Origin of the sequence: Nocardia sp. XZ_19_369 (assembly GCF_015355715.1) — a bacterium.
Lineage (GTDB): Bacteria > Actinomycetota > Actinomycetes > Mycobacteriales > Mycobacteriaceae > Nocardia.
This window is the reverse complement of the sequence record NZ_JACVED010000003.1, coordinates 475,705-496,199: the sequence shown is the minus strand read 5'-3', so window position 1 is coordinate 496,199 and position 20,495 is coordinate 475,705. Positions and strand designations below refer to the sequence as shown.

The following is a 20,495-nucleotide window of genomic DNA, read 5'->3' as shown; positions in this document are numbered from 1 at the left end:
CGAACAGCGACCTGCCCGAAATGGGTAGACCGCTCGTCACCATCCTGGCACAGCGGGCCGCGCGGCGAGCGGCGAACATCGGGGTGGTGGGCAGCCGCAGACCTCATCGCCGGCGGCGGTCCGATCAACCCAGCGGGGGGATGATCAGTCCAGCGGTGGGATACCGAGCAGCGGCAGATCCAGCTTGCGGTTACCCGCGTTGCCGTTCCATGCCTCGTAATAGAAGTCGGCGAGGTCGGCGACTCGGAAAGCGTCGCGCAACCCGGTCACCACCATCGATGCGAGCCGCTGGTAGGCCGCCGAGTCGATCGGCCACGCCGAATCGAACCACCAGTTGCCGCTGTGCGCGTCGTCGGGCTGATGCCAGCCCGCCTCGGCGAGCAGTCGCGCCCCCGCCTCGCCCGCGCCCTTGTCCGAATCGAGCCAGTCGTCCCCCACCACTTCGGCGAACAACTTGGTGTCGGACTGGAGGAACTGGGCGTACCTCGGCACCTCGGCCGACTCGTCGGACTCGATAATCTTCACTACCGCGCCCGTGGGCAGGGTGGCCAGATGCTGCGCCAAGCCCTCGGCGAACTGATCCCAATCGGTCAACTCTGCCCCTGCTCCAACGCGACCGCTTCGTCATGGGCCGTGAGCCACGAGTTGGCGACCAGCGCCAGCTGGACCGAGACTTCCAGGTCTCGGAGCACGAGCGAGGATTGTTCTCCTGCCCAGCGGAGCTCGGGAGACGAACCCGGAATGCGCGTGGTGGGTTCACCGAGCGCACCGGTCAGCGCGGTGGTTGTCCGGACGAACTCGTCGAGTATCCGAGTTCTACCCGCCGCGTCCTCGGCCACGAAATCGGTGACCCGGATCATGAGCTCCATCGCCAGGCCGTCGCGGCCCTGCACCTTTCCGCTGCTCAAACCGAAGCCGGCATCGAGCATGACCCACTCCGGCCGCGCGGTGATGACCTTCCAGCCGAAAGTCGCCGCCAACTGCGGTACGTCGTCCAGGGGCGAGGGCCAGGTCAATGACCGCAACCGGGTAGCCAACTCGACAATCTCAGCGTCGGTCAACGCGCGCCATTCCGTCATGCGATCACCCTAGCCGTGCGGTCGGACCTCGTCTTTTCTGCGCGATCGACTGTGCCACAACACGTAACCACGCACAACAAGCCAGGGGCTGCTTCAGCTAGGCCGAGAGCGGGCCCCGCTCGGCCTCCGCCCGCTCGATATCGGCGACGAATCGCGCGACCTCGGTCAGGGCGGCGCGGGCCTCCGGCATGACCCGATGGCCCACCTGGAAGACGTGGAACATGCCTGGCCACAGCTGTACCTCGCAGCGGCCGCCCGCGGCGCGTTGCGCGGCGCCGTAGTGCTCGGCGTCGGCGCTGAGCATTTCGCCGGCGCCTGCCTGCAGGAGCATCGGCGGTAGGTCGGGGCCGACGTGGGCGGCCACGTTCAGTCTTGGGTCGTCGAAATGGGCTGTGCCGGTGTAGAGGCCGGTCATTCGGGTGGCGAGGGTGAAGGACATGAAGGCGTCCTTCACCTCGGCGCGGCGGGCGTCGGCCAGTGCCCAGGTGGAATCGACCAGGGCCGAGAAGCCGACGACGGCCTTGGGTTGGGATAGGCCGAGTTCGCGCAGCTGTACGCACAGGCCGAGGGCCAGGTGGCCGCCCGCCGAATCGCCCATGAGCACGATGTCTCGGGCGGCGTGGCCCTGTTCGAGCAGCCAGAGGTAGCCGTTGAGCACGTCGTCGTGTGCGGCGGGGAATCGGTGTTCCGGAGCGCGGCGGTAGCGCAGGGTGAATGCGGAGCGGTCCAGTCGTCGGGCCAGCTCGGATACCAAGCCCCGATGGGTGGCCGGGCTGCAACCGACGTAGCCGCTGCCGTGCAGGTAATAGATCAGCGACTGACCCGGTCGTGGCACCGTGCCGACCCACTCCCCCATGGCGCGGCCACGCGGGCCGGGGACATCGACCGGTGTGGTCGGCAGTGTGCGGTCGAACCAGATCCGGCAGGCGACGGCCAGACCGAGCCGCGCGCCGGCGACTCCGTACCGGTTGGCAGGCAGTCGGGCACCCAACGGGCGGAGGGTGGACTGCATCGCGAAGATCACGCCACGACTGGCCATGGACACCGGATCACCTTTGATCATCTATAGATTGAAGCAATTTCGGTGGTTGCCGGCAATAAGAGTTACAGCAACTCAGCAGAGTGCACAGAAGTCGGGACTACCTGCTGTGTCGTGGCACATGACGGGCGATTCTTTACGTCCGTCATGTGGCCCTGTGCGTCAGGCGAAGATGGTGGCGCGGCGGGTCGGATCGGCGACGACGTCACGGACCAGCAAGCCGAGATCCATGTCGCCGGGCAGCGACCGGTAGGTCAATGTGGCGGCCACGATGCCCGCGACGCTGACCACGAATCTGGTGTTGCGCTGATCTGCGGGGTACCAGTCGACGGTGACCGGGTCGTCCAGATCGATGTCGCGGTCACCGATACGCAACGCCAGCCTGCCGTGGTGGCGGTACAGCACTACCGTGGCTTCCCCCAGATCGCCGTAGACGCCGCCGAGACGACTCATATCGGCGGGCGTCGCGCGCAGCGCACCACTTGCCGGATCGAACTCGGCGAACACGCCGTAGCCGACATAAGGCCGCACGACAATCGTTGTGCCGCTGCGGTTGTCACTGGTGCACGACCGCCGGCCATAGCCATTGCGGCTGCCGTTGCCACCCGCCTGCGGTGCACCGCTCATGGGCGGCAGCGGAGCGAAGGGGGGCACTGGTGGCAGCGACGATCCCGGTGGAACCGGCTCGGCCGGTGTCGGATTCGACGACCCCGGTGACCACGGTGGCGCGGAACCAGGAGGGGCGGGCAGATCCGGGGACGGAGTCGACGGGTGCGGAGATGTCGTCGGTGGTGCCCACGCCTGAGGCGGCCTGGGTTGCTCCGGTGCCTGCGGTGACTGCGGCAGGTTCGGCAGTTCGGGAGGCACAGGCAGGTTCGGTCGCGTCGGCAGCTGTGGGGCGGCAGGCGGTTCCGGTGGCAGCGGCACCTCGTGCGGGGTCGGCGAACCGGATGGCTGTGGTGGGTGCGGTGGGTGCGGCAGCTCCGGCGACACCGGCAGCTCCGGCGATACCGGCGGCTGGGGCGATACCGGCGGCTGGGGCAGCACCGGCGAACCCGGTAGGCCCGGTACCTGTGGCGGCACAGGCGAACCCGGCAGAAACGGCACGTCCGGCAGTTCAGGCGGCAACGGCAAACCCGGCGGCAACGGCGGGTGCGACACGTCAGGCGGCACCGGAACCTGCGGCGGCACCGGCAAATCCGGCAGGCCCGGTACCTGTGGCGGCACAGGCGAACCCGGCAGAAACGGCACGTCCGGCAGTTCAGGCGGCAACGGCAAACCCGGCGGCAACGGCGGGTGCGACACGTCAGGCGGCACCGGAACCTGCGGCGGCACCGGCAAGTCCGGCGGGACAGGTAGACCCGGTGGTACCGGGGCTTGCGGCGGCTGCGGCAAATTCGGCGGGCCCGGTACCTGAGGCGGCACAGGCGAACCCGGCGGCGACGGCAACTCCGGCACACCCGGCGGCACCGGCACCGGGGGAGGCAACGGCAGGTCCGGCGGGGCAGGCAAACTCGGCGGCACCGGAACCGGCGGCGGGACAGGCGGACCCGGTGGCACCGGAACATTCGGCGGCAACGGCAAATCCGGTGGCGCAGGCAGATCCGGCGGCAGTGGCAAATCCGGCGGAGCAGGCGGCACCGGCGGCCACGGAGGTAGCGGTGGGCGCGGCACCTCAGGTGGCAACGGCACATCCGGCGGAGCAGGCACCTGAGGAGGCAGCGGCAGGTCCGGCGGGACAGGCAAATTCGGCGGCACCGGGACCGGCGGCGGGACAGGCAGACCCGGTGGCACCGGAACATTCGGCGGCAACGGCAAATCCGGCGGCATAGGCAGATCCGGCGGCACGGGCAGCCACGGGGGCAGCGGTGGGCGCGGCACCTCAGGTGGCAACGGCACATCCGGCGGAGCAGGCACCTCGGGAGGTGACGGCAAATCTGGTAGCTCCGGCAACTGCGGTGGAATAGGTAGATCTGGTGGCACAGGTAGGCCCGGTGGCACAGGTAGATCCGGCGGCACAGGCAGATCCGGCGGCACAGGCAGATCCGGCGGCACAGGCAGGCCCGGCGGCACAGGTAGATCCGGCGGCACCGGCAGATCCGGCGGCACCGGCAGGCCCGGCGGCACCGGCAGATCCGGCGGCACAGGCAAGTCCGGCGGGTCAGGCAGATTCGGCGGCCACGGAGGCAGCGGCGGGCGCGGAGGTTTGGGGGGTACCGGCGGTTGCGGGGGCTCGGGCGGTACCGGCGGACGCGGAGGCACCGGCGGTTGCGGAGGCTCGGGCGGTACCGGCGGACGCGGAGGCACCGGCGGTTGCGGAGGCTCGGGCGGTACCGGCGGACGCGGAGGCACCGGGGGTCGCGGAGGGACCGGGGGTCGCGGAGGTTCGGGCGGAGTTGGTGGTTGTGGGTCGGGTACGGGCCATGGTTTCGGGGCCGAATTGAACGGCTCGGGGAATTCGAACTCGTAGTCCTTGGGCGGATGCGGGATGTGCGACCTCAGTGCTCGGCCGGGCAACTGTGGAATGCGGTGCGAATCTCCTTGGCTGGTATCGGATTCCGGAGGTTCACCGGCGTTTCCGCGATTCGTTCGTGTACCGCCCTCGGCGGGTTCGGGTCTCGGAGCGGATTCGTCGGCCGATCCTGGCGTGCGCTGGGAGGGGTCGGGATCTGTCGCGGATTCGCTATTGGCCGACGGGTCAGCGTTGTCGACCGACGGATCGCCGCCCGGAACAGGGTTCGGGTGCTGCGACGGGACGCGGGTCGTCGTCCCGTCCGGGTCGGTCTCGGGTTCGCGGCTGGCTGACGGCTCGGAGTTGGTGGCCGAAGGGTCCTTGCCCGCAGCGGGATCCGGATGCGCCGGTGGGATGCGGCCTGCCGATCCCGGCGGGTCCGACGGTGGGTCCTGTGGTGGGACGGCGGTGGTGGGTGGTTCCTCCTCGGGACCGTTGGAGTCGCGGCGCGCGAGTTCGTCGAATTTGGCGGATATCTCGCGGTGTGCGTCCTCGAGATCCGCCATCAGGCGCTGGCGCTCCCCCTGGGCGGCGAGGTCGTTGCGGATCTGTCCCAGGTGGTCCAGGACTCGCCGCAGTTCGGCATCGGCTGCGTCGGCGTGACGCCGGTAGGCCTCGTCCACCTTCGCCAGCTCACGCGCCAACGCCTCATCGATCCGCGAGCGCGGATCGCCCGAATCCGTCTCCGGCACAGCATCATGCATGTCGGCGCGCCCGGATATCTCCCGCCCGACCTGCTCGAGATGATCGAGTACCTGCTGCAACTCGGCGTCAGCTGCATCCGCGTGCCGCCGGTAGGCCTCGTCCACCTTCGCCAGCTCACGCGCCAATGCCTCGTCGATCCGCGACGGCAGTACGGCCGAGTTCGATTCCGGCACAACATCACCGGCGTCGATTCGGCCTGCCAGATCCCGACCGACCTGCTCGAGATGGTCCAGCACCCGCTGCAACTCGGCGTCGGCCTCCGCGGAGTGACGCCGATACGACTCATCGAGTGCGGCCACTTCACGCGCCAACGCCTCATCGATCCGCGAACGCCCGTCCGGTTGCGGGTCCGAACCGGAGCGGTCGTCGCGTACTTCCGGTTTGCCGGTCGACGGCTCCTCGGGGGTGGGCGGCGGTGTCTCGACCGGACGAGTGGGGTCGCCGGGCCTGTGCTCCGAATTCTGCTGTCGTGCAGCGTTATCCGAACCACTGTCTGTCTTCGTCCCGGGTGTTTCTACGAGTGGCTGACCGTTGCCACCCGATCGTTCGGCGGCACCGCCTGACCCGGGTCGACGGGGCGGCGGATCGCTGGGAGTCGAGGTCGGGGCGGGTCCGTCCTCGTTGGGTCCGCCCGACGGAGGCGGCGTGGCAGGACCGTCACCGGGTCGCCCGGACTGCTCGCTCGACCCGAGGGACTCCGGTGCTCGGTAGAACTCCACCGCCAGGTCGGCAAGGTCCCGGATCTGCGCCGCTCGCTGAAGAACCTCGTCGCGCATCTTCGCGATTTCCGCGGCCAGCTCGGCAGGGGTCAGCCCCTCGTGCTTCTCGATCTTTCCATCGCGGTACGCCTCGTACACCTTGCGGAATGTGGCGTCGTCGGCTCCGGCGAGATCGACGCCGACCAGCCGGGCCCAGTCCCGGTTGGGGTCGGGCCTGCTGCGCGCGGGGTCGCTGTCGCGATCCCACGCACCGTCGCCGTCGGGTCGTCCCGGATGGTCCGCGAGCGTCTGCCCGAAGTCGAGCGGATCTCCGGAACTCAGTGCGTCGCGGATGATGTCGCGCAGCGCGTGGATCGCGTCGGGGTCGTGCACCGGCGGCTCTCCGGTCACCCGCGGATCGGCGGACAGGTCACCGCGCGGCACGTCGGAGTAGGGGTCGCTGCTGATCAGTGCGTCCGCGTACTCGGTGAGCGCGTCGGTGAGCAGCTCCTGCTTGCCGTCGCGTTCCATCCGGGCGAGCAGCTTGCGTAGTTTCTTGGGATCGAGGCTGTTCGAGTCCAGCCCGTGCACAAGCCGGCCCGCTTCGTTCTTGGTGTACTTCGGCGGAAACAGCTCCGACGGCTCCACCCCGAGCCGCTGCGCCAGCTGGTCGCGCGCGGCGACGAAGGCGGCCGGATCGAGATCGCGGAGTTGCTTGGCGTAGGCGACGAGGTCGGCGACCTGCTGTGCCCGCAACGCATTGCGGAAGTCGTTGTCGGTCAGCCCTTCCGCGAGGCGCTGCGGGGTCAGCTCCGCTTCGGGAATGCCGAGGCGCAGGGCCAATTGGCTACGCGCATCACTGATGTCGTTGAAGGACGCGATGTCGTTCATCGAGCGCGCGAAGTCGGCGAGCGCCTCGATCTGCCCGGCCCGAACGGCGTTGTCCAGCTGCAGATCCGCGATCGTCTGCGCGAGCCGATCGGGGTGCATCGACTCCGGGCCGAGCCCGAGTGTCTGCGCCAGATCCACCAGCTCCGCGAGGATTTCGGCGCGTGGCCGCGGCGGCGCTTCCGGAGCGTCCCCGGCGGCCGGTTCGCTGAGCGGTACGTCGGCCGGGTCGAGTACGACGGGCCGCCACTGACCGTCGCTGTCGCGCAACAGAGTCACCGCGAGCTCGCGGCCATCGATGGTTTCCCGGTGGTGGTAGACGTCGGGTGTATCGACCGGGTCGAGGTAGATCCGACCGGACCGGTCCGTGCGCGCGGAGTGGTAATCCACTTGAACTTCACCGCGATCGAGCGCCTGCGCGAGGTCCGGGTTCTCGGCGAGCGCCCTGGCCAGTGCGGCGGAGCGATCCTGTGCCCCATCGATGACCACGAGGCGATCCGGCACGCCCTCCCCGACCGGGATGCGGACGACCTGGTCGCCGTACGGCTGCCCGACGGGCGGCTGATCGTCGGATGCGGGATACAGGCGGAACTCGGCGGCATCGGCGAATTCGGTGACCCGCTCGGCGCGGGCCTGGTTCTCAGCTCGCAGCTGGTCGAAGAGCTGCGTGCTGAGCGAGTCCAGGTCGAGACCGAACATCTGTGCCCAGGTAGACAATTCGTCGCGGAGCTGATCGCGGCGCAGCGCATGCTCGAAGAACGCACGCGGCCCTTGGTCACGACCGAGTTCGTCGTCCTCCGGCCCGATATCACCCCATTCCTTCAGTGGGTCCGCGCCGTTGCCAACCGGCGTGTAGTTCTGCACGCCGGGCGAACCGTTGAAGGCCGCGTTGATCTCTTTGAGGAACCGGCCCATCGGGTTTTCGTCGAAGAAGCTGACTTCATCGGCGTACCGGACGGGCTGACCGGCCGGGTCCGGCTCGCCGCGCCGGACGGGACGCTGGTCGGACTCGTCGAACTCGTCGTCGAGGAAGAAGTCCTCGTCGTCGTCCTCGTCGCGCCTGCGCGCGTCGGGCCCCTCGAGCTCACCGGGCGGCCGATTTCGCTGCTCGCCGTCGCCGAGGGCCGGTCGCGAGTCTCGGCCTGCCACATCCTCCGTGGTGTACGGGCGGGTTTGTTCCTCGTTGTAGCGCCGGAACGCGTCCGCGAGGCCTTCGATCGCCGCGGCTTCGCGCAGCGTGCGGTACTCCTGCTCGTCGATGAGCCTGCGGACCGTCGCCGGATCCTCGTCGGGCAGATCGAAGCCGAGCCGATCCGCCAGCTCGGACAGCGACTCGTTCTCCGGTGGCGGCCCATCCGGCTCGGCCACCGGCTCCGGCGGCGGGGGCGGCTCCTGCTCGAGTACCCTGGCCTCCTCCTCGGAGACCAGCCCCAACCGCTCCATATCGTCGACGATCCGCTGACGCTGATCCGGATCGGCAACGGTGAGTGCGTCTTCGAGGACGGCTCTGGCCTCCTCCGCCGAAATCCGTTGCACTTCATACAGATCGGTAATGGTCTGCCGAACCAGCTCCGGGTCCGCGTCGCTGACCCAGAACCGATACTCCGCCCCGTCGGCGGTGCGCGGCGCTACGTAGTCACCCGCCGCGTCGGGAACGCGTCCCGACAGCTGACCCAGAATGGGCACGTGTTCCCGGTTCAGCCACATCGTCGCGCCCTCCTTGAGGATGCGAGCGACGTTGGGCGCGCCGCCCGACCCTTCCGGAGAAGGGGCGGGCCCCATAGTCGGGACGTCCGGGTTCGGCGGCGGGGTCGGCGCAGGGGCTGGGGGCGGCGGATCGAACAGGCCCGGTGCGGCGACGGCCCCATCACGCAGGGCCGTCTGCCCGCGGCCGTCCTCACCCGAGCCCGACGGGTATTTGGGGTTGTCGCCCTGATAGCCGCGTACGTAGGTCCGGTCCCGAAAGCGTTCCCACGCGTTGCGAACTCGTGATTTCTTCTCGACTTCGCCGGAGGCCTCCCGCCGAGCAGGCGCGTCGCCTTCGTCGGCGGGTACTGCGCGCCAACGGTCTTCGCCGTCCGGCTGCAGCGCCAGCGGCACTGGTTCACCGTCGATGTCGAGAGTGAGCGGATGGGCGTCGTCGGCGAGCATTATCGAGTCCGGTTCCAGCACCGAGGGATCGCTGGAGTCGTTGTCCTGCTTCGGTTTCGATGTCGACTCGTCGCCAGGGTCACCGGGAGAAGCCGGCGGTTCGATGGGTGGCTTCCGGGAGCCACCGTTCGAGCCCGATGCCGGTTCGACGGGTCCGCCGTCCGGCTCGGGGGGCCGTTGCCCGACGCCGACTTCGCGCAGCGCCGGTTCCCGTGGCGGCACCTGGGCATCATCGCGCTGCTGCGGAATCCCGTTCTCGTCGAACAGGATCGTGCGCGTGAGCTGAACCGGATAGTCCGAACCCGGCAGGATCGGCGGGAACGGGTGCCGAAGTCCGGCTGCGAGATCGTGCACCACGATCTCGCCGTTCTCCTTGACCAACACGTAGGCGTGCGCGCCGACGTTGTGCTCGTCGGTCTTGCCGTACACGTCCACGACCAGCGCGGCCACCCCGTCGGGGCGCTCGATCGGGTTGCTGTCGGAGTCGAGGATCAGACCTCCGTCCGGCCTTGTCTCGTACATCAGCGCGTCACGAATCTCATTGTGGTCAGCGACATCTCGTAGCGGCGCCTGCGCTGCCCGCTCGATATCGTCCTGGGACACGCCGTCCAGGCCGACCTCCCTGGTCGGCACTTCGATCACCGGGCTGCCGGTGAGCTGGCGGATCAATTCGAGACTGCGCACCGCACAGTCGCGCGGATGGTCGATGTTCGATGGATCAGGTTGGGCTGCGGCACTGTCGTCGTCGGTGCGTGCGACGGTCTCCGCGGTCCGATCCGATCGTGGCGAGGCCTCCGCGCCCGCTACTGCCGCCAGTGGCAGCAGGCCGACCACGTCGAGAGCCGACGGGTCGCCTGCATCTCGAGGTGGCGGACCATCGGCGGGCACCGCGGACTCGACCGTCTGCCGTACCGGCGCGGAACCGTCCGCCTCGGCCCGAGTACGCGAGGGCTGCTCACCGGTGGACTCGGACTGCAGCGCCGACTGGTGGTCCGTGCCGTGCGCCGCGGTGTCTGCGAGGCCCGTGCGGCTCGACTCGGCGCCGTCCGCACGGAGGTCACCGGCCCGGGGTCGATCGCCCACCGGGCGGGACTCGCCGGCCGGGCGGCTGTCCGGGGCGCCAGCCCGCGGTTCCATACCCGCTTGCGGGCGTGGTTGCTCGACCCGAGGCGTGTCAGAACCGGTCTGCGCGCGTAGGTCCGGCGACGCCGCGCGAGGAACAGTGGAAGATGCTGGGGTGCTACGGCTTTCGCCACCACCGGTGGGATTCGCCGTTGTCGGCTGCGCGGGAGTAGACGCCGGGTTTGCGGTGGGCGCGGCATGGGCCGGTGCGGTGGTAGCCAAGCCGTCACCGACGTTGTTGTGCAACGGAACTGGGTCATTGCCGGTAGATGCGGCGTCGATCAGGCCATCGGAGCCTGCCCCGCGCACGGCGTCCGCCTCCGGCGCAGCTCCTGCCCGTTGCGTTCCGGTGTCCGCCGAATCAGACTGTGCGGCAATATGGTCGGCGCTCGGGGGTGCGCCATCGATCGATCGTGTACTGCTGTCGCCTGCCCGCGTTTGCGATTCACCGGTGGAACGAGTGTCCGACGTCTGATCCCCAGCGGCGCGGTCTTCTCCCCGGGATGTGTTGTCGCTCGACCGATCTGCGGCTTCGTTCGATGCGGCATCGTCAGTCGATCCCCTGCCGTCACCCGATCTGTCGGTTGTTCCGGTGGCCTCGCCCGAGTCCCGGCCGTTGGCCGTATCCGCGCCGGCCTGCCGCGCACCGGCCTCTCCCCCGGTACCCCTGCCGTCGGCATCCGAAGCTCCGGCGGGCCGGGTCGTGTCTTCACCCGCCGTACTGCGGCCGTTGTCGCCGGCCGCTCCCCGGTCACCCGCCCCAGTTCGGCCATCGTCACCGGACGTACCCCGTCCGCTGCCATCCCCGGCACCGGCAGGCAACCCGGCACCGTCGGGCCGAAGCCCCACGCGTGCACCGTCATTCGAGCTCGAACCGTCACTGCCCGCCGTGTTGAAGATGTCGTCGAACCGGGATCCGAAACTGGACCTGTTGAACATCTCCGGCCGCATGTTCCCCCAAGCATGCTGTGCCCCAACCTTGTTCACCGCCGACATCGCGCCGTTCGAGGCGCCCGCGGTGAACATCCGCCAGTCGACCTGAGTGTTCTTCAGGTTGTCCCACGCATCGCCCCAGCCGTTCTTGGCGGCGTCGATCCCGAACTGCGTGGCGGTCGCGGCGACGAAACCCGCTCCGGCACCGACCAAACCGGCGGCGGGACCGGTGATCGCGGCCCGCATCCACGGCTTCATCTCCGCGCTGAGCTTGTTGCCGAGCCAATCGCCGAACGGGCCTGCCGCCGCTCCGCCCGCGGCCGAGCTGACGGCGGTGACCGCGACCTGCTCCCAGTTGATCTCCTTGCGATTCCCCTGCGATACCTGCCACTGCTGGACGCCGAGCTCCTGCAGCGTGCCGAGCACCGTATCGATCGCCACGTGCCGCAGCATGAATTTCGCGAACTTCGAGGCGACGAGCTTGCCGACGTGCCGGATGATCGCGGCGACCACCCGCTGGCCGATGATGCGCACCGCCACCCTGGTGATGCCGATCGCGACCGCCTGCACCGCGGGCGCGGTCGGCGGAAACAGCCACGCGGCAGCGAGTTCGGCGGCCAGCAGGCCGAGCGAGCTCCAGTACATCAGCTTCGCGTACTCGATCTCGGTGCCGACGCTGTGCGCGGATTCACCGATCTGGTCGAACAGCTCGGCCAGCTTCTGCACCGACTGATCCTGGCCCGACCCGTCGCCGGACCGCATGCTGTCGAAGCCCTTGATCATCTCTTCGACGCCCTCGCCGACCGGATAGGCGGTCAGCGAGGCGCTCTTGGCCGCGTCGATATCGAAGAGCACGGCGCGCAGCTCGTCGGCGGCGGTGTGCCAGTCCTGGGCCAGCGCCCACATCTGGTCCTCGTTGCCCTCCGGCCACTCCATGCCGACGATCGGCTCGAGCCATTCCAGCCAGCCAGGTAATTCGATCATGTTCGGTTATCCCGCTGTCAGCAGCGCGACACGGTATCCGGGCCGCCGCAGGCGACGACCTCGGCGACCGGGCGCGCTTCGGCTTGCCCGGTCCTCAGCTGCGCACGAAGCGTGGATCAGCTGAAACCATCGCGGTTGCCGCGCTCCATCTTTTCCAGCAGCTTGGCGCTCTTGGTCTGGCCGGTGGAGAAGTTGCCGAGTGAGCCTGCGATGTTCTGCGCGCCCATGATGATGTTGTCCCGGGACGAGGTGTAGCCGCCCGAGCCATCCGCCCCGTTCGCGAAACTGCGGCCGAGAGTGTCGTTGCCCCAGGGGTTGCCACGGGAGTTGATCGAGGCCTGCAAGGTGCTCAGTACCCCGTTGATCCGGTCGCGTGCGTCTCCGGTCTTCTTGGCCGCCTTGAAGAACAGCTCCGACTCGTACTGGACTTTGTCCGCCACCGCGTTCCCTCCGCGTACGTGCGGTCACCCGCACCCACTTCAGCTCGTACGCATCCGACGATGACAGTCGATAGCAACTCCCCTGTTGCCCGCACATGAACGGAGAGTGCCGCGACAGTTACATGCAACAGGTGGGTACACCTAGCCGTTGGTCCAGCGAAATGTGCTATACGCGTTGATGTTCGGCGGGCGGACTGATATCCGTCGGCACCGCGGGGACCGGCCGACGACGGCACGGTCACGTCGTCATAGGAGCGCGGCACGCCGCAGCCGGGAGCGGACACTCGAGCGAGCGGCCCGGCCATAAGGTTCCGGGGGCATGCTCAGCTTGGCGTCGCTTTGCGCATGCCCCCAGATCCCAACCCCGACGCTACATTGAACAACGTACCGCTGTCCAGCGGCAAGTTATAGGCGCGCTCGAGCCCTCGGAGAAAACCGATCCTTCTTACTGACCTGGGAACTCGTCAGCCAACTCAGGGATATCGCGTTCGAGATATTTGGCGACGAATCGATCGACCAGTTCGGCCGCGACTTGACCAGGCACAACCCGAACGGCGGCAACGCGCTCGGCAAGTTCGGCCCGATCCGCCGACGTGCGCCCCGATTGCCGGAACGCCCGCCACGCCGTGCGCTCGAATCCGTCTACGAAACGACGCGCGATCCGGTCGCAATCGCCGCGCAACCGTTCGACCTCGTCGAGCACCTGGGCCGGCGGCGCACCCGACACCGCCAACTGCTGAGCGATCCGAACGAGCTGATGGTCCGCCACGCGATAGGTGGCGGCGTCGAGCGGCTCGTACATGCCGGAGGCGACGACCCGCGCGAGCCCCTGCGGGACATCACGGTAGAGATCCGCGAGTTCCGTTGCGGCAATGACCATTTCACTGACCGCCGGTGGCGCATCGGGATGCATCGGCACCGCGGTCTCGGCCGGCATCGCGACATGCGCGAGGGCCTCCGGTTCCGGAACGCCGAGGATGTCGCCCAGGTCGTCGCCGCGATCCCAGGCCTCGAGCAGTTCCCGGATGCCGTTCAGCTTGATGCCCCGATCCAGCAACCGGCCGATGGTGCGCACCCGGTTGAGATGGTCGGACCCGTAGAACCCGGTTCGCCCCTTCACCTGCGGGGGCGGCAGCACCCCACGCTCGTGATAGACGCGCAGGCTCCGCACGGTCGTACCCGCCTCACGCGCCAGCTCGTCGATCGTAAACTCCGTACCCGCTGCCATATCTCAAGGAAACCACACCGAAACGTGGGTTGATCGCTGGTCCGAGGGTGCGGTACTTCACCATTCCACTGCAGCCATGGACCGCAGGCCGTTCGCTGAGCCCGCTGTCCCGCGCCGATGTGCCGACCGAAGCCGCCCGCAGCGGTTTGCCCTCCGATAGCCGTTGGCTCTCGCCATGTGACGATCTCATGTCCTCAGATGACAATCATGTACGTGTATTGAACGTGCCGTTAAACAACGGTACGTTATGGAGCGTTATGACTGCCGTCACAGGAAAGGCCACGCATGACTATCGTTCGACCTCCCTCAGCGACGCAGGAGCAGGCCGCGCGGGCGCTACACGCCGAGGATGTGGGATATCACAAGGCGCTGCGCCCGCGGCAGCTACAGATGATCGCGATCGGTGGCGCGATCGGCACCGGGCTCTTCCTCGGCGCGGGCGGGCGGTTGAAGGAGGCCGGGCCGGGGCTTTTCCTCGCGTACGCGGTGTGCGGCGTGTTCGTGTTCTTCATCCTGCGGGCGCTCGGTGAGCTGATCCTGCATCGTCCGTCCTCCGGCTCGTTCGTCTCCTACGCCCGCGAGTTCTACGGCGAAAAGCTGGCGTTCGGCGTCGGCTGGATGTACTTCTTCCACTGGTGCATGACCGGCATCGTCGACATCACCGCGATCGCCACCTACGTGCACTACTGGGGCAGCCTGCAGGTCATCCCGCAGTGGACCATCGCGCTCATCGCGCTGGCGCTGGTGGTGAGCATCAACATGGTGTCGGTGCGGTGGTTCGGCGAGATGGAGTTCTGGGCGGCGCTGATCAAGGTGATCGCGCTCATGGGCTTCCTGATCGTCGGCACCTTCTTCCTCGCGGGCCGGTTCCCGATCGAAGGCAACAGCACCGGCGTCAGCGTGATCAGCGACAACGGCGGCCTGCTCCCGAACGGCCTGATTCCGGTCGTGCTGTGCACCACCGGCGTCATCTTCGCCTATGCCGCAGTGGAATTGATCGGCACCGCGGCCGGTGAGGCGGAGAACCCGGAGAAGATCATGCCGCGCGCGATCAACTCGGTCATCGCCCGGATCGCGGTGTTCTACGTCGGCTCGCTGGTGTTGCTCTCGCTCCTGTTGCCCTACACCGCCTTCAAGTCCGGCGAGAGCCCCTTCGTCACGTTCTTCTCCAAGATCGGCATCGACGGCGCGGGCACGATGATGAACCTGGTGGTGCTGACCGCAGCCTTCTCCAGCCTCAACGCCGGGCTGTACTCGACCGGCCGCATTCTGCGTTCGATGGCGATGAACGGCAGCGCGCCCAACGTGGCGGCGCTGATGTCCCGGCGCGGCGTGCCCTACGTCGGCATCCTCGCGACCGGCGCGGTTGCCCTGGTCGGTGTCGGGCTCAATGCCCTGGTCCCGGAGAAGGCCTTCGAGATCGTCCTGAACATGTCGGCCCTCGGCACCATCACGGCCTGGGCGGCGATCGTGCTCTGCCAGCTCAAGCTGTGGCAATGGTCCCGCGAGGGACGGCTGGTGCGCCCCGCCTTCCGCCTGGTCGGCGCGCCATACACCAGCATCGCGACGCTGGTGTTCCTCGCCGCGGTGGTGCTGCTCATGCTGTTCAGCAACAGCGACGTGCAGCGCGGCGCCGTCATCGCGATGGGCGTGATCATGGTTCCCGCCCTCGTCGGCGGCTGGTTCCTCGCGCGGCGCCGGGTCTTGCATGTCGCGGCGATACGCACCGGCTTCACCGGCGCGTTCCCGGTGCTGGCCGAGCGCCCACTGGAGCACCGCGACCACCGCATCGCCGATATATCCGGCGCAAGCAACGGCACGACACCGCACGATGAGGCAGAATCGCGCTAAGGCCGACCTGTCCCGCCCCTCCGCAGCACGGCGACCCACCGGGGCTGCGGGGCGTGGCGGTGTCGGCCCGATGTTGTCTTCGTGGGTGTTGAGAGGGTCGAATGCCGGACTTCAATGGCTCCGACGATCCTCCCCCCGTCGCCCGCGCCGGCACACTGATTCGCGACCCCACCGAAATGGCGTATCGAGCCACCTTCCCCTGGGCGACCCGACGGGTATCGGCGACCGAGGCGTGGTCGTCCGACGACGAGGATTCGATCTCGTCGGAGGCCGAAACCCGCTCCAGCCGCAGCGTTCGGTCCCGCAGCGTGCGCCGCCTCAGCGCGGGCCTGGTCGAGCTGCCGCGGGTGTCGCTGGTCGACCCGGCCACCGCGATGCTGCGCAATCCCGAAGTTCCCGAGGACAAGCGGTTCTGCTGGAAATGCCAGAAGCCCGTCGGCCGCTCGGCCGACAACGGCGACGGCGCGTCGGCGGGCAAGTGTCCCCGGTGCGACTCACCGTTCAACTTCCGGCCGCTGCTGGCCCGCGGCGATCTGATCGCCGGCCAATACGAGGTGCAGGGCTGCCTCGCCTACGGCGGGATGGGCTGGATCTTCCTGGCACTCGACCGCAATGTCAGCGACCGCTGGGTGGTCTTGAAGGGGTTGCAGAACCCGCTCGACTTCGAGGCGCACGTGGTGGCGCTGGCCGAGCGTCAGTTCCTCGCGGAGATGGCGCATCCGGGGATCGTGAAGATCTTCAACTTCGTCAAACACCGGTCCGCGGAGGGCATTCCGTGCGGGTACATCGTGATGGAGTACGTGGGCGGGCAATCGCTGAAGACGATGCTCGATCTCCGTGCGCCAGAACGCATTCCCGTCGCCGAGGCCATCGCCTATGTGATGGAGGTGCTGCCCGCGCTCGATTACCTGCATTCGTTCGGCCTGGCCTACAACGACCTCAAACCCGACAACATCATGGTCACCGAGGACGAGGTGAAACTCATCGACCTCGGCGCGGTGGCGGCCAGGGAATCCGGCGGCAGCCTCTACGGCACGCACGGGTACCAGGCCCCGGAGTTCACCCAGACCGGACCGACCGTGGCCTCCGACATCCATACCGTCGGACGAACATTGGCCGCGTTGACGCTGGACATGCCCACCGAACCGCGCGGCCCGAAACTCCCCGGCATTCCGTCGGCGGAGGAAGAACCGGTGCTGCGTCGCTATCCGTCCTTCGAACGGCTGCTGCGGCGGGCCACCGATCCCGATCCGGCACAACGCTTTCCCTCGGCGTACGCGATGTACCGCCAGCTCGCGGGCGTGCTCCGCGCGGTCCTGGCCGAGGACACCAATCGGGAGTATCCGCAGACCTCCGCTGTATTCGGTTCACCGCGTGGCGATTTCGGTATCGACACGCTGATCCGTCAGAACGTGGGTTTCGTCGACGATGCCCATCGCCTGCCCGTGCTCGACACCGCGAGCGTCGTCGCCGCGCTGCCGGTGCCGTTGATCGACAGCGAGGTTCCGAGTGCGGAGCTGCTGTCGCCGTTGTTGCACGGCGATCCGCGGCAAGCGCTCGACACCCTGCGCCAGAGCACCGCCGACATGAGCGCGGGAGTCGTCGGCACACCCGAAAGCTTCGACCTGGAAGGGACATTGACCGCGGTGCGGGCGCACCTCGATCTCGGGGAGGTCGAGCAGGCGCGGGAAAGCCTGGCGCGCTTGCGGGCCGACTATCGCACGGACTGGCGGATCGACTGGTACACCGGCATCGCCGAACTGTGTTGCGCCGAATACGAATCGGCGTACGAGCAGTTCGATCGCGTGCACTCCATGGTCCCCGGTGAGATCGCGCCGCTGCTCGCGCTCGCCGCGACCGCCGAGCTCCTCTTGCAGACGCAGGAGAACCCCGATGAGCCGGATCGGTGGCACCGGGCGGCGACGGAGCATTACCGGTCCGTCTGGCGGAATACCCGCGGGGTGGCGAGCGCGGCGTTCGGTCTGGTGCGACGGCTGGCCGTCGACGGGGACATAACCACCGCCGTCGCGACGATGCAGCAGGTGCCGGATTCCTCGCGGCACCACAATGCCGCGCGGATGACCGCGTGCCTGCTGCTGGTCACCAGACCGGTGGACGAGCTGACCCAGGCCGACCTCGACGCGGCGGCGGCGCATCTGCACGCACTACCGGACGAGCCGCGACTGATGCAGTTGCGGGCGATAGTCCTCGGCGCCGCGCTGGCCTGGCTGCACAGGGGTGGGCAACCGGAAACGCCCCCCGCCACGATCCTCGGCTTCCGCTATACCGAGGCGGGTCTGCGCGGCGGCCTGGAGTCGGTGTTGCGTGCGGTAGCGCGCACGACACCGAATCGGCTGCATCGCTATGCACTCATCGACTTGGCCAACGAGATTCGGCCTCGTTCCCTGTGGTAGCCGAGGCGCACTGCTTCCACTGCCCTGCCGCACGGCATGATCAATGGCTGTGCGAGTCCTACTGCAACGAGTGACCTCAGCCCAGGTGAGCGTCGACCACGACATCGTCGGCCGCATAGATCCGGCGGCGTCGGGGGTTCCGCACGGGCTCGTCGCCTTGGTCGGCGCCACGCACGGCGACACCGAGTCGACCGCGAAGACGCTCGCCGACAAGGTATGGCGGCTGCGGATTCTCGACGGCGAACGCTCCGCCGCCGACCTGGCCGCCCCGATCCTGGTGGTCAGCCAGTTCACGCTCTACGCCGATACCGCGAAGGGCCGTCGGCCGTCCTGGAACGCAGCCGCGCCGGGTCCCGTCGCCGAGCCCCTCGTCGAGGCGTTCGCCCGAGCGCTGCGCGAACTCGGCGCGACGGTAGCCACCGGTCGATTCGGCGCGCACATGCATGTCGAGCTGGTCAACGACGGTCCGGTCACACTGCTGCTGGAAGGTTGACCGACACCACCGGTGCGAAGCACACTCCGCCCACATCACCCGAGAAAGATCCTCGTGCGCCGAGCCGGTAACCGTGACAGACTCGTGCGCAGAAGGTGCGGGTGGCGCGACGCCGCCGGTTAGCGGAGGATCATGCTGGAAACGAGGGACGCGATGGATCTGGACGCGCTGGAGCGTCGGGTCGCCGCGGATCGGTATGCGGCGCTTGATCGTTCGATCGAGGCGGATCTGCGACTTGCCACCTCGCTCGGCGATCTGGCGAAGGGCTTCATCGCCACCAAGACCGACGGGTCGGTACGGGACCGGACCAGGGACGCACTGGCGCCCGCCGAAGAGGCGGTCGGTATCCGGCTGCGGTTGCTGTCCACCGGACAGGTGCTGAACGCACGCTTGGCCGGCGAGCTGAACGAGGCCCTGCGGTCGGTCGAGCTCGCGGCCAGGCACAGCGGTCGCCGGGAACTTGCGACCACCACCATCCGGCGCGCGTGTGACGCCTACCGGCAAGTGGCACGGATCCATCCGGAGGTCGCGGGGCTCTGCGCCGACGGGCTGTCGAAGTGTGGTGTGTGGCTCGGGCGCCTCGATCAGGACGCCGCCGTCGCGGCCACCGAGGAGGCGGCCCGAATTCGCGCGGCGCTGGCCGCGGCGAATCCGGAGCTCTCGGGCAAGTACCTGGCCAGCTTGAGCACGCTGCTGCGGACCCTCATGGTGGGCCGGTCCCGCAAACAGGCCCTCTCGATGTATCGCGAGCGGTATTCCGCGTTCACCTCGATGAGCATGTCGATCCGGTTGCGCGCGTGCGGGATTCAAGATCTCGATCTGACGCCGAAGTCGTACAAGGCGCTGGCGGAGCTCGGCTGCCGCACGCTGGAGCAAGCCGGACGGCTGACCCAGCAGCAGATCCTGTTCAAATCCTCGGGCGATCTGTCGACCGTCGAGGAGCTCAACTGGAAGTTGGCGCTCGTCGGCCTGCGACCGCTGCTGCCCGGCGCGGAGCCCGATCCGCCGTCGATGCCGGTGCAGATCGGCACCAGTTTCGGCGCGCTCAGCGTGTACTGCCCGGTGCCGGACGCGATCGCGCAGATCCGCGCGGCGATCATCGGCGCGTACGCGACCGACGACGCCTATCCTATGGATCGCGCCAGTTATCTCGGTGAGCACGAACAACATTGGAAGATCACCGACGCGGAGGTCAACACCGCGGAGAAGCTCGGCGACGATGTAGTGCTGATCGATCAGCCCTACGGCGGCTGGGTGACGGTGATGAGTCTGCATTGGGAGCTCACGCCGGTCGGAAAGCATCCGCTCGCGATGCGACTGTCCCAGGACTGGCCGGTGGCCGCGATCACGGTGACCGAGCACGTCGCCTACGAGCTGTGCTGGTACGAGCACGGCGCGGCGACCCAGTACGCCGCGCTCGGCCGACCGGCCGGGCAGGCACCGCTGGATAAACCGTTGGCGCCGTTGGACTTCAAGATGCTGGCCGACCTGAACGCCGACCGCGCCAACGAGACGAAACTGCGTGCGGCGTTCGGCAACACCCAGATGTTCGCCAACCTCACCTATCTTCCGTCGAGCGGTCTGCGGCAGATCAGCGCGACCACTCCGCTCGCAGAGCACGGTGATCGCGTGTTGTTCTTCCGTACGACGCCGTGAGGTGTCAGCGGGCGGTGTTCGGCCGCATCGGCTGAATGGTCGAGTTGCGGCCCCAGAGGAACCACACCACCGGGCCGAGGAACGGGAACGCGAGCAGCCCTCGGGGATGGCCCGGAGTGCGACTTCGGGTGGTGTGCGCGCGTTGTCGGCTTCGGGGTCGCCTGACAATCAAATATTAAAGTACCCCGAGTTCGCAATCTTGCGCCGCGCGACCGACGCCGGGAATCGAGTGGCGACATGCAGCCGCGCGGATCCGCACGTCAACCTGGCAGACGGCGCGAAACTCCCAGGCAAACTTCTCG

General features: G+C 68.3%; 10 protein-coding genes. 4 read left to right on the top strand and 6 right to left on the bottom strand.

Translation table 11 applies throughout. The annotated features are described in order from the left end of the window. Nucleotides 1–144 precede the first annotated feature (144 nt). From IBX18_RS13770 to IBX18_RS13745, 6 genes are all read right to left on the bottom strand, one after another. Complete coding sequence (locus IBX18_RS13770; RefSeq protein WP_194834070.1) at nucleotides 145–594, bottom strand: hypothetical protein; 450 nt, start codon at nucleotides 592–594, stop codon at nucleotides 145–147. Next, nucleotides 591–1,079, bottom strand: coding sequence for a DUF6301 family protein (locus tag IBX18_RS13765; RefSeq protein WP_194834069.1), 489 nt, complete (start codon nucleotides 1,077–1,079; stop codon nucleotides 591–593). Before IBX18_RS13765 ends, IBX18_RS13770 begins: the two co-directional genes overlap by 4 nt. A 97-nt stretch (nucleotides 1,080–1,176) precedes the next feature. After that, nucleotides 1,177–2,142, bottom strand: coding sequence for an alpha/beta hydrolase (locus IBX18_RS13760; protein WP_194834068.1), 966 nt, complete (start codon nucleotides 2,140–2,142; stop codon nucleotides 1,177–1,179). Between the two features lie 138 nt (nucleotides 2,143–2,280). Beyond that, nucleotides 2,281–12,111, bottom strand: coding sequence for a hypothetical protein (locus IBX18_RS13755; RefSeq protein ID WP_194834067.1), 9,831 nt, complete (start codon nucleotides 12,109–12,111; stop codon nucleotides 2,281–2,283). A 116-nt stretch (nucleotides 12,112–12,227) separates the two neighbouring features. Beyond that, nucleotides 12,228–12,551: a hypothetical protein gene (locus tag IBX18_RS13750; RefSeq protein WP_194834066.1), complete on the bottom strand. Its 324-nt coding sequence runs from the start codon at nucleotides 12,549–12,551 to the stop codon at nucleotides 12,228–12,230. Nucleotides 12,552–12,996: 445 nt separating this feature from the next. Beyond that, nucleotides 12,997–13,779, bottom strand: coding sequence for a MerR family transcriptional regulator (locus tag IBX18_RS13745; RefSeq protein ID WP_194834065.1), 783 nt, complete (start codon nucleotides 13,777–13,779; stop codon nucleotides 12,997–12,999). A 285-nt stretch (nucleotides 13,780–14,064) separates the two neighbouring features. Here IBX18_RS13745 and IBX18_RS13740 point away from each other — a divergent pair, with 285 nt between their 5' ends. The 4 genes from IBX18_RS13740 to IBX18_RS13725 all read left to right on the top strand — a co-directional run bounded on the left by IBX18_RS13740 (nucleotide 14,065) and on the right by IBX18_RS13725 (nucleotide 20,193). Next, entirely contained in the window at nucleotides 14,065–15,630 is a 1,566-nt protein-coding gene (locus tag IBX18_RS13740) for an amino acid permease (protein ID WP_194834064.1), read from the top strand. 101 nt (nucleotides 15,631–15,731) lie between these two features. After that, entirely contained in the window at nucleotides 15,732–18,044 is a 2,313-nt protein-coding gene (locus IBX18_RS13735; protein ID WP_194834063.1) for a serine/threonine-protein kinase, read from the top strand. A 49-nt stretch (nucleotides 18,045–18,093) separates the two neighbouring features. After that, nucleotides 18,094–18,537 (top strand): D-aminoacyl-tRNA deacylase, encoded by a 444-nt coding sequence (gene dtd, locus IBX18_RS13730; protein ID WP_194834344.1) that lies wholly within the window; start codon nucleotides 18,094–18,096, stop codon nucleotides 18,535–18,537. A 132-nt stretch (nucleotides 18,538–18,669) separates the two neighbouring features. Then, complete coding sequence (locus IBX18_RS13725; RefSeq protein ID WP_228540925.1) at nucleotides 18,670–20,193, top strand: hypothetical protein; 1,524 nt, start codon at nucleotides 18,670–18,672, stop codon at nucleotides 20,191–20,193. Nucleotides 20,194–20,495: the final 302 nt, after the last annotated feature.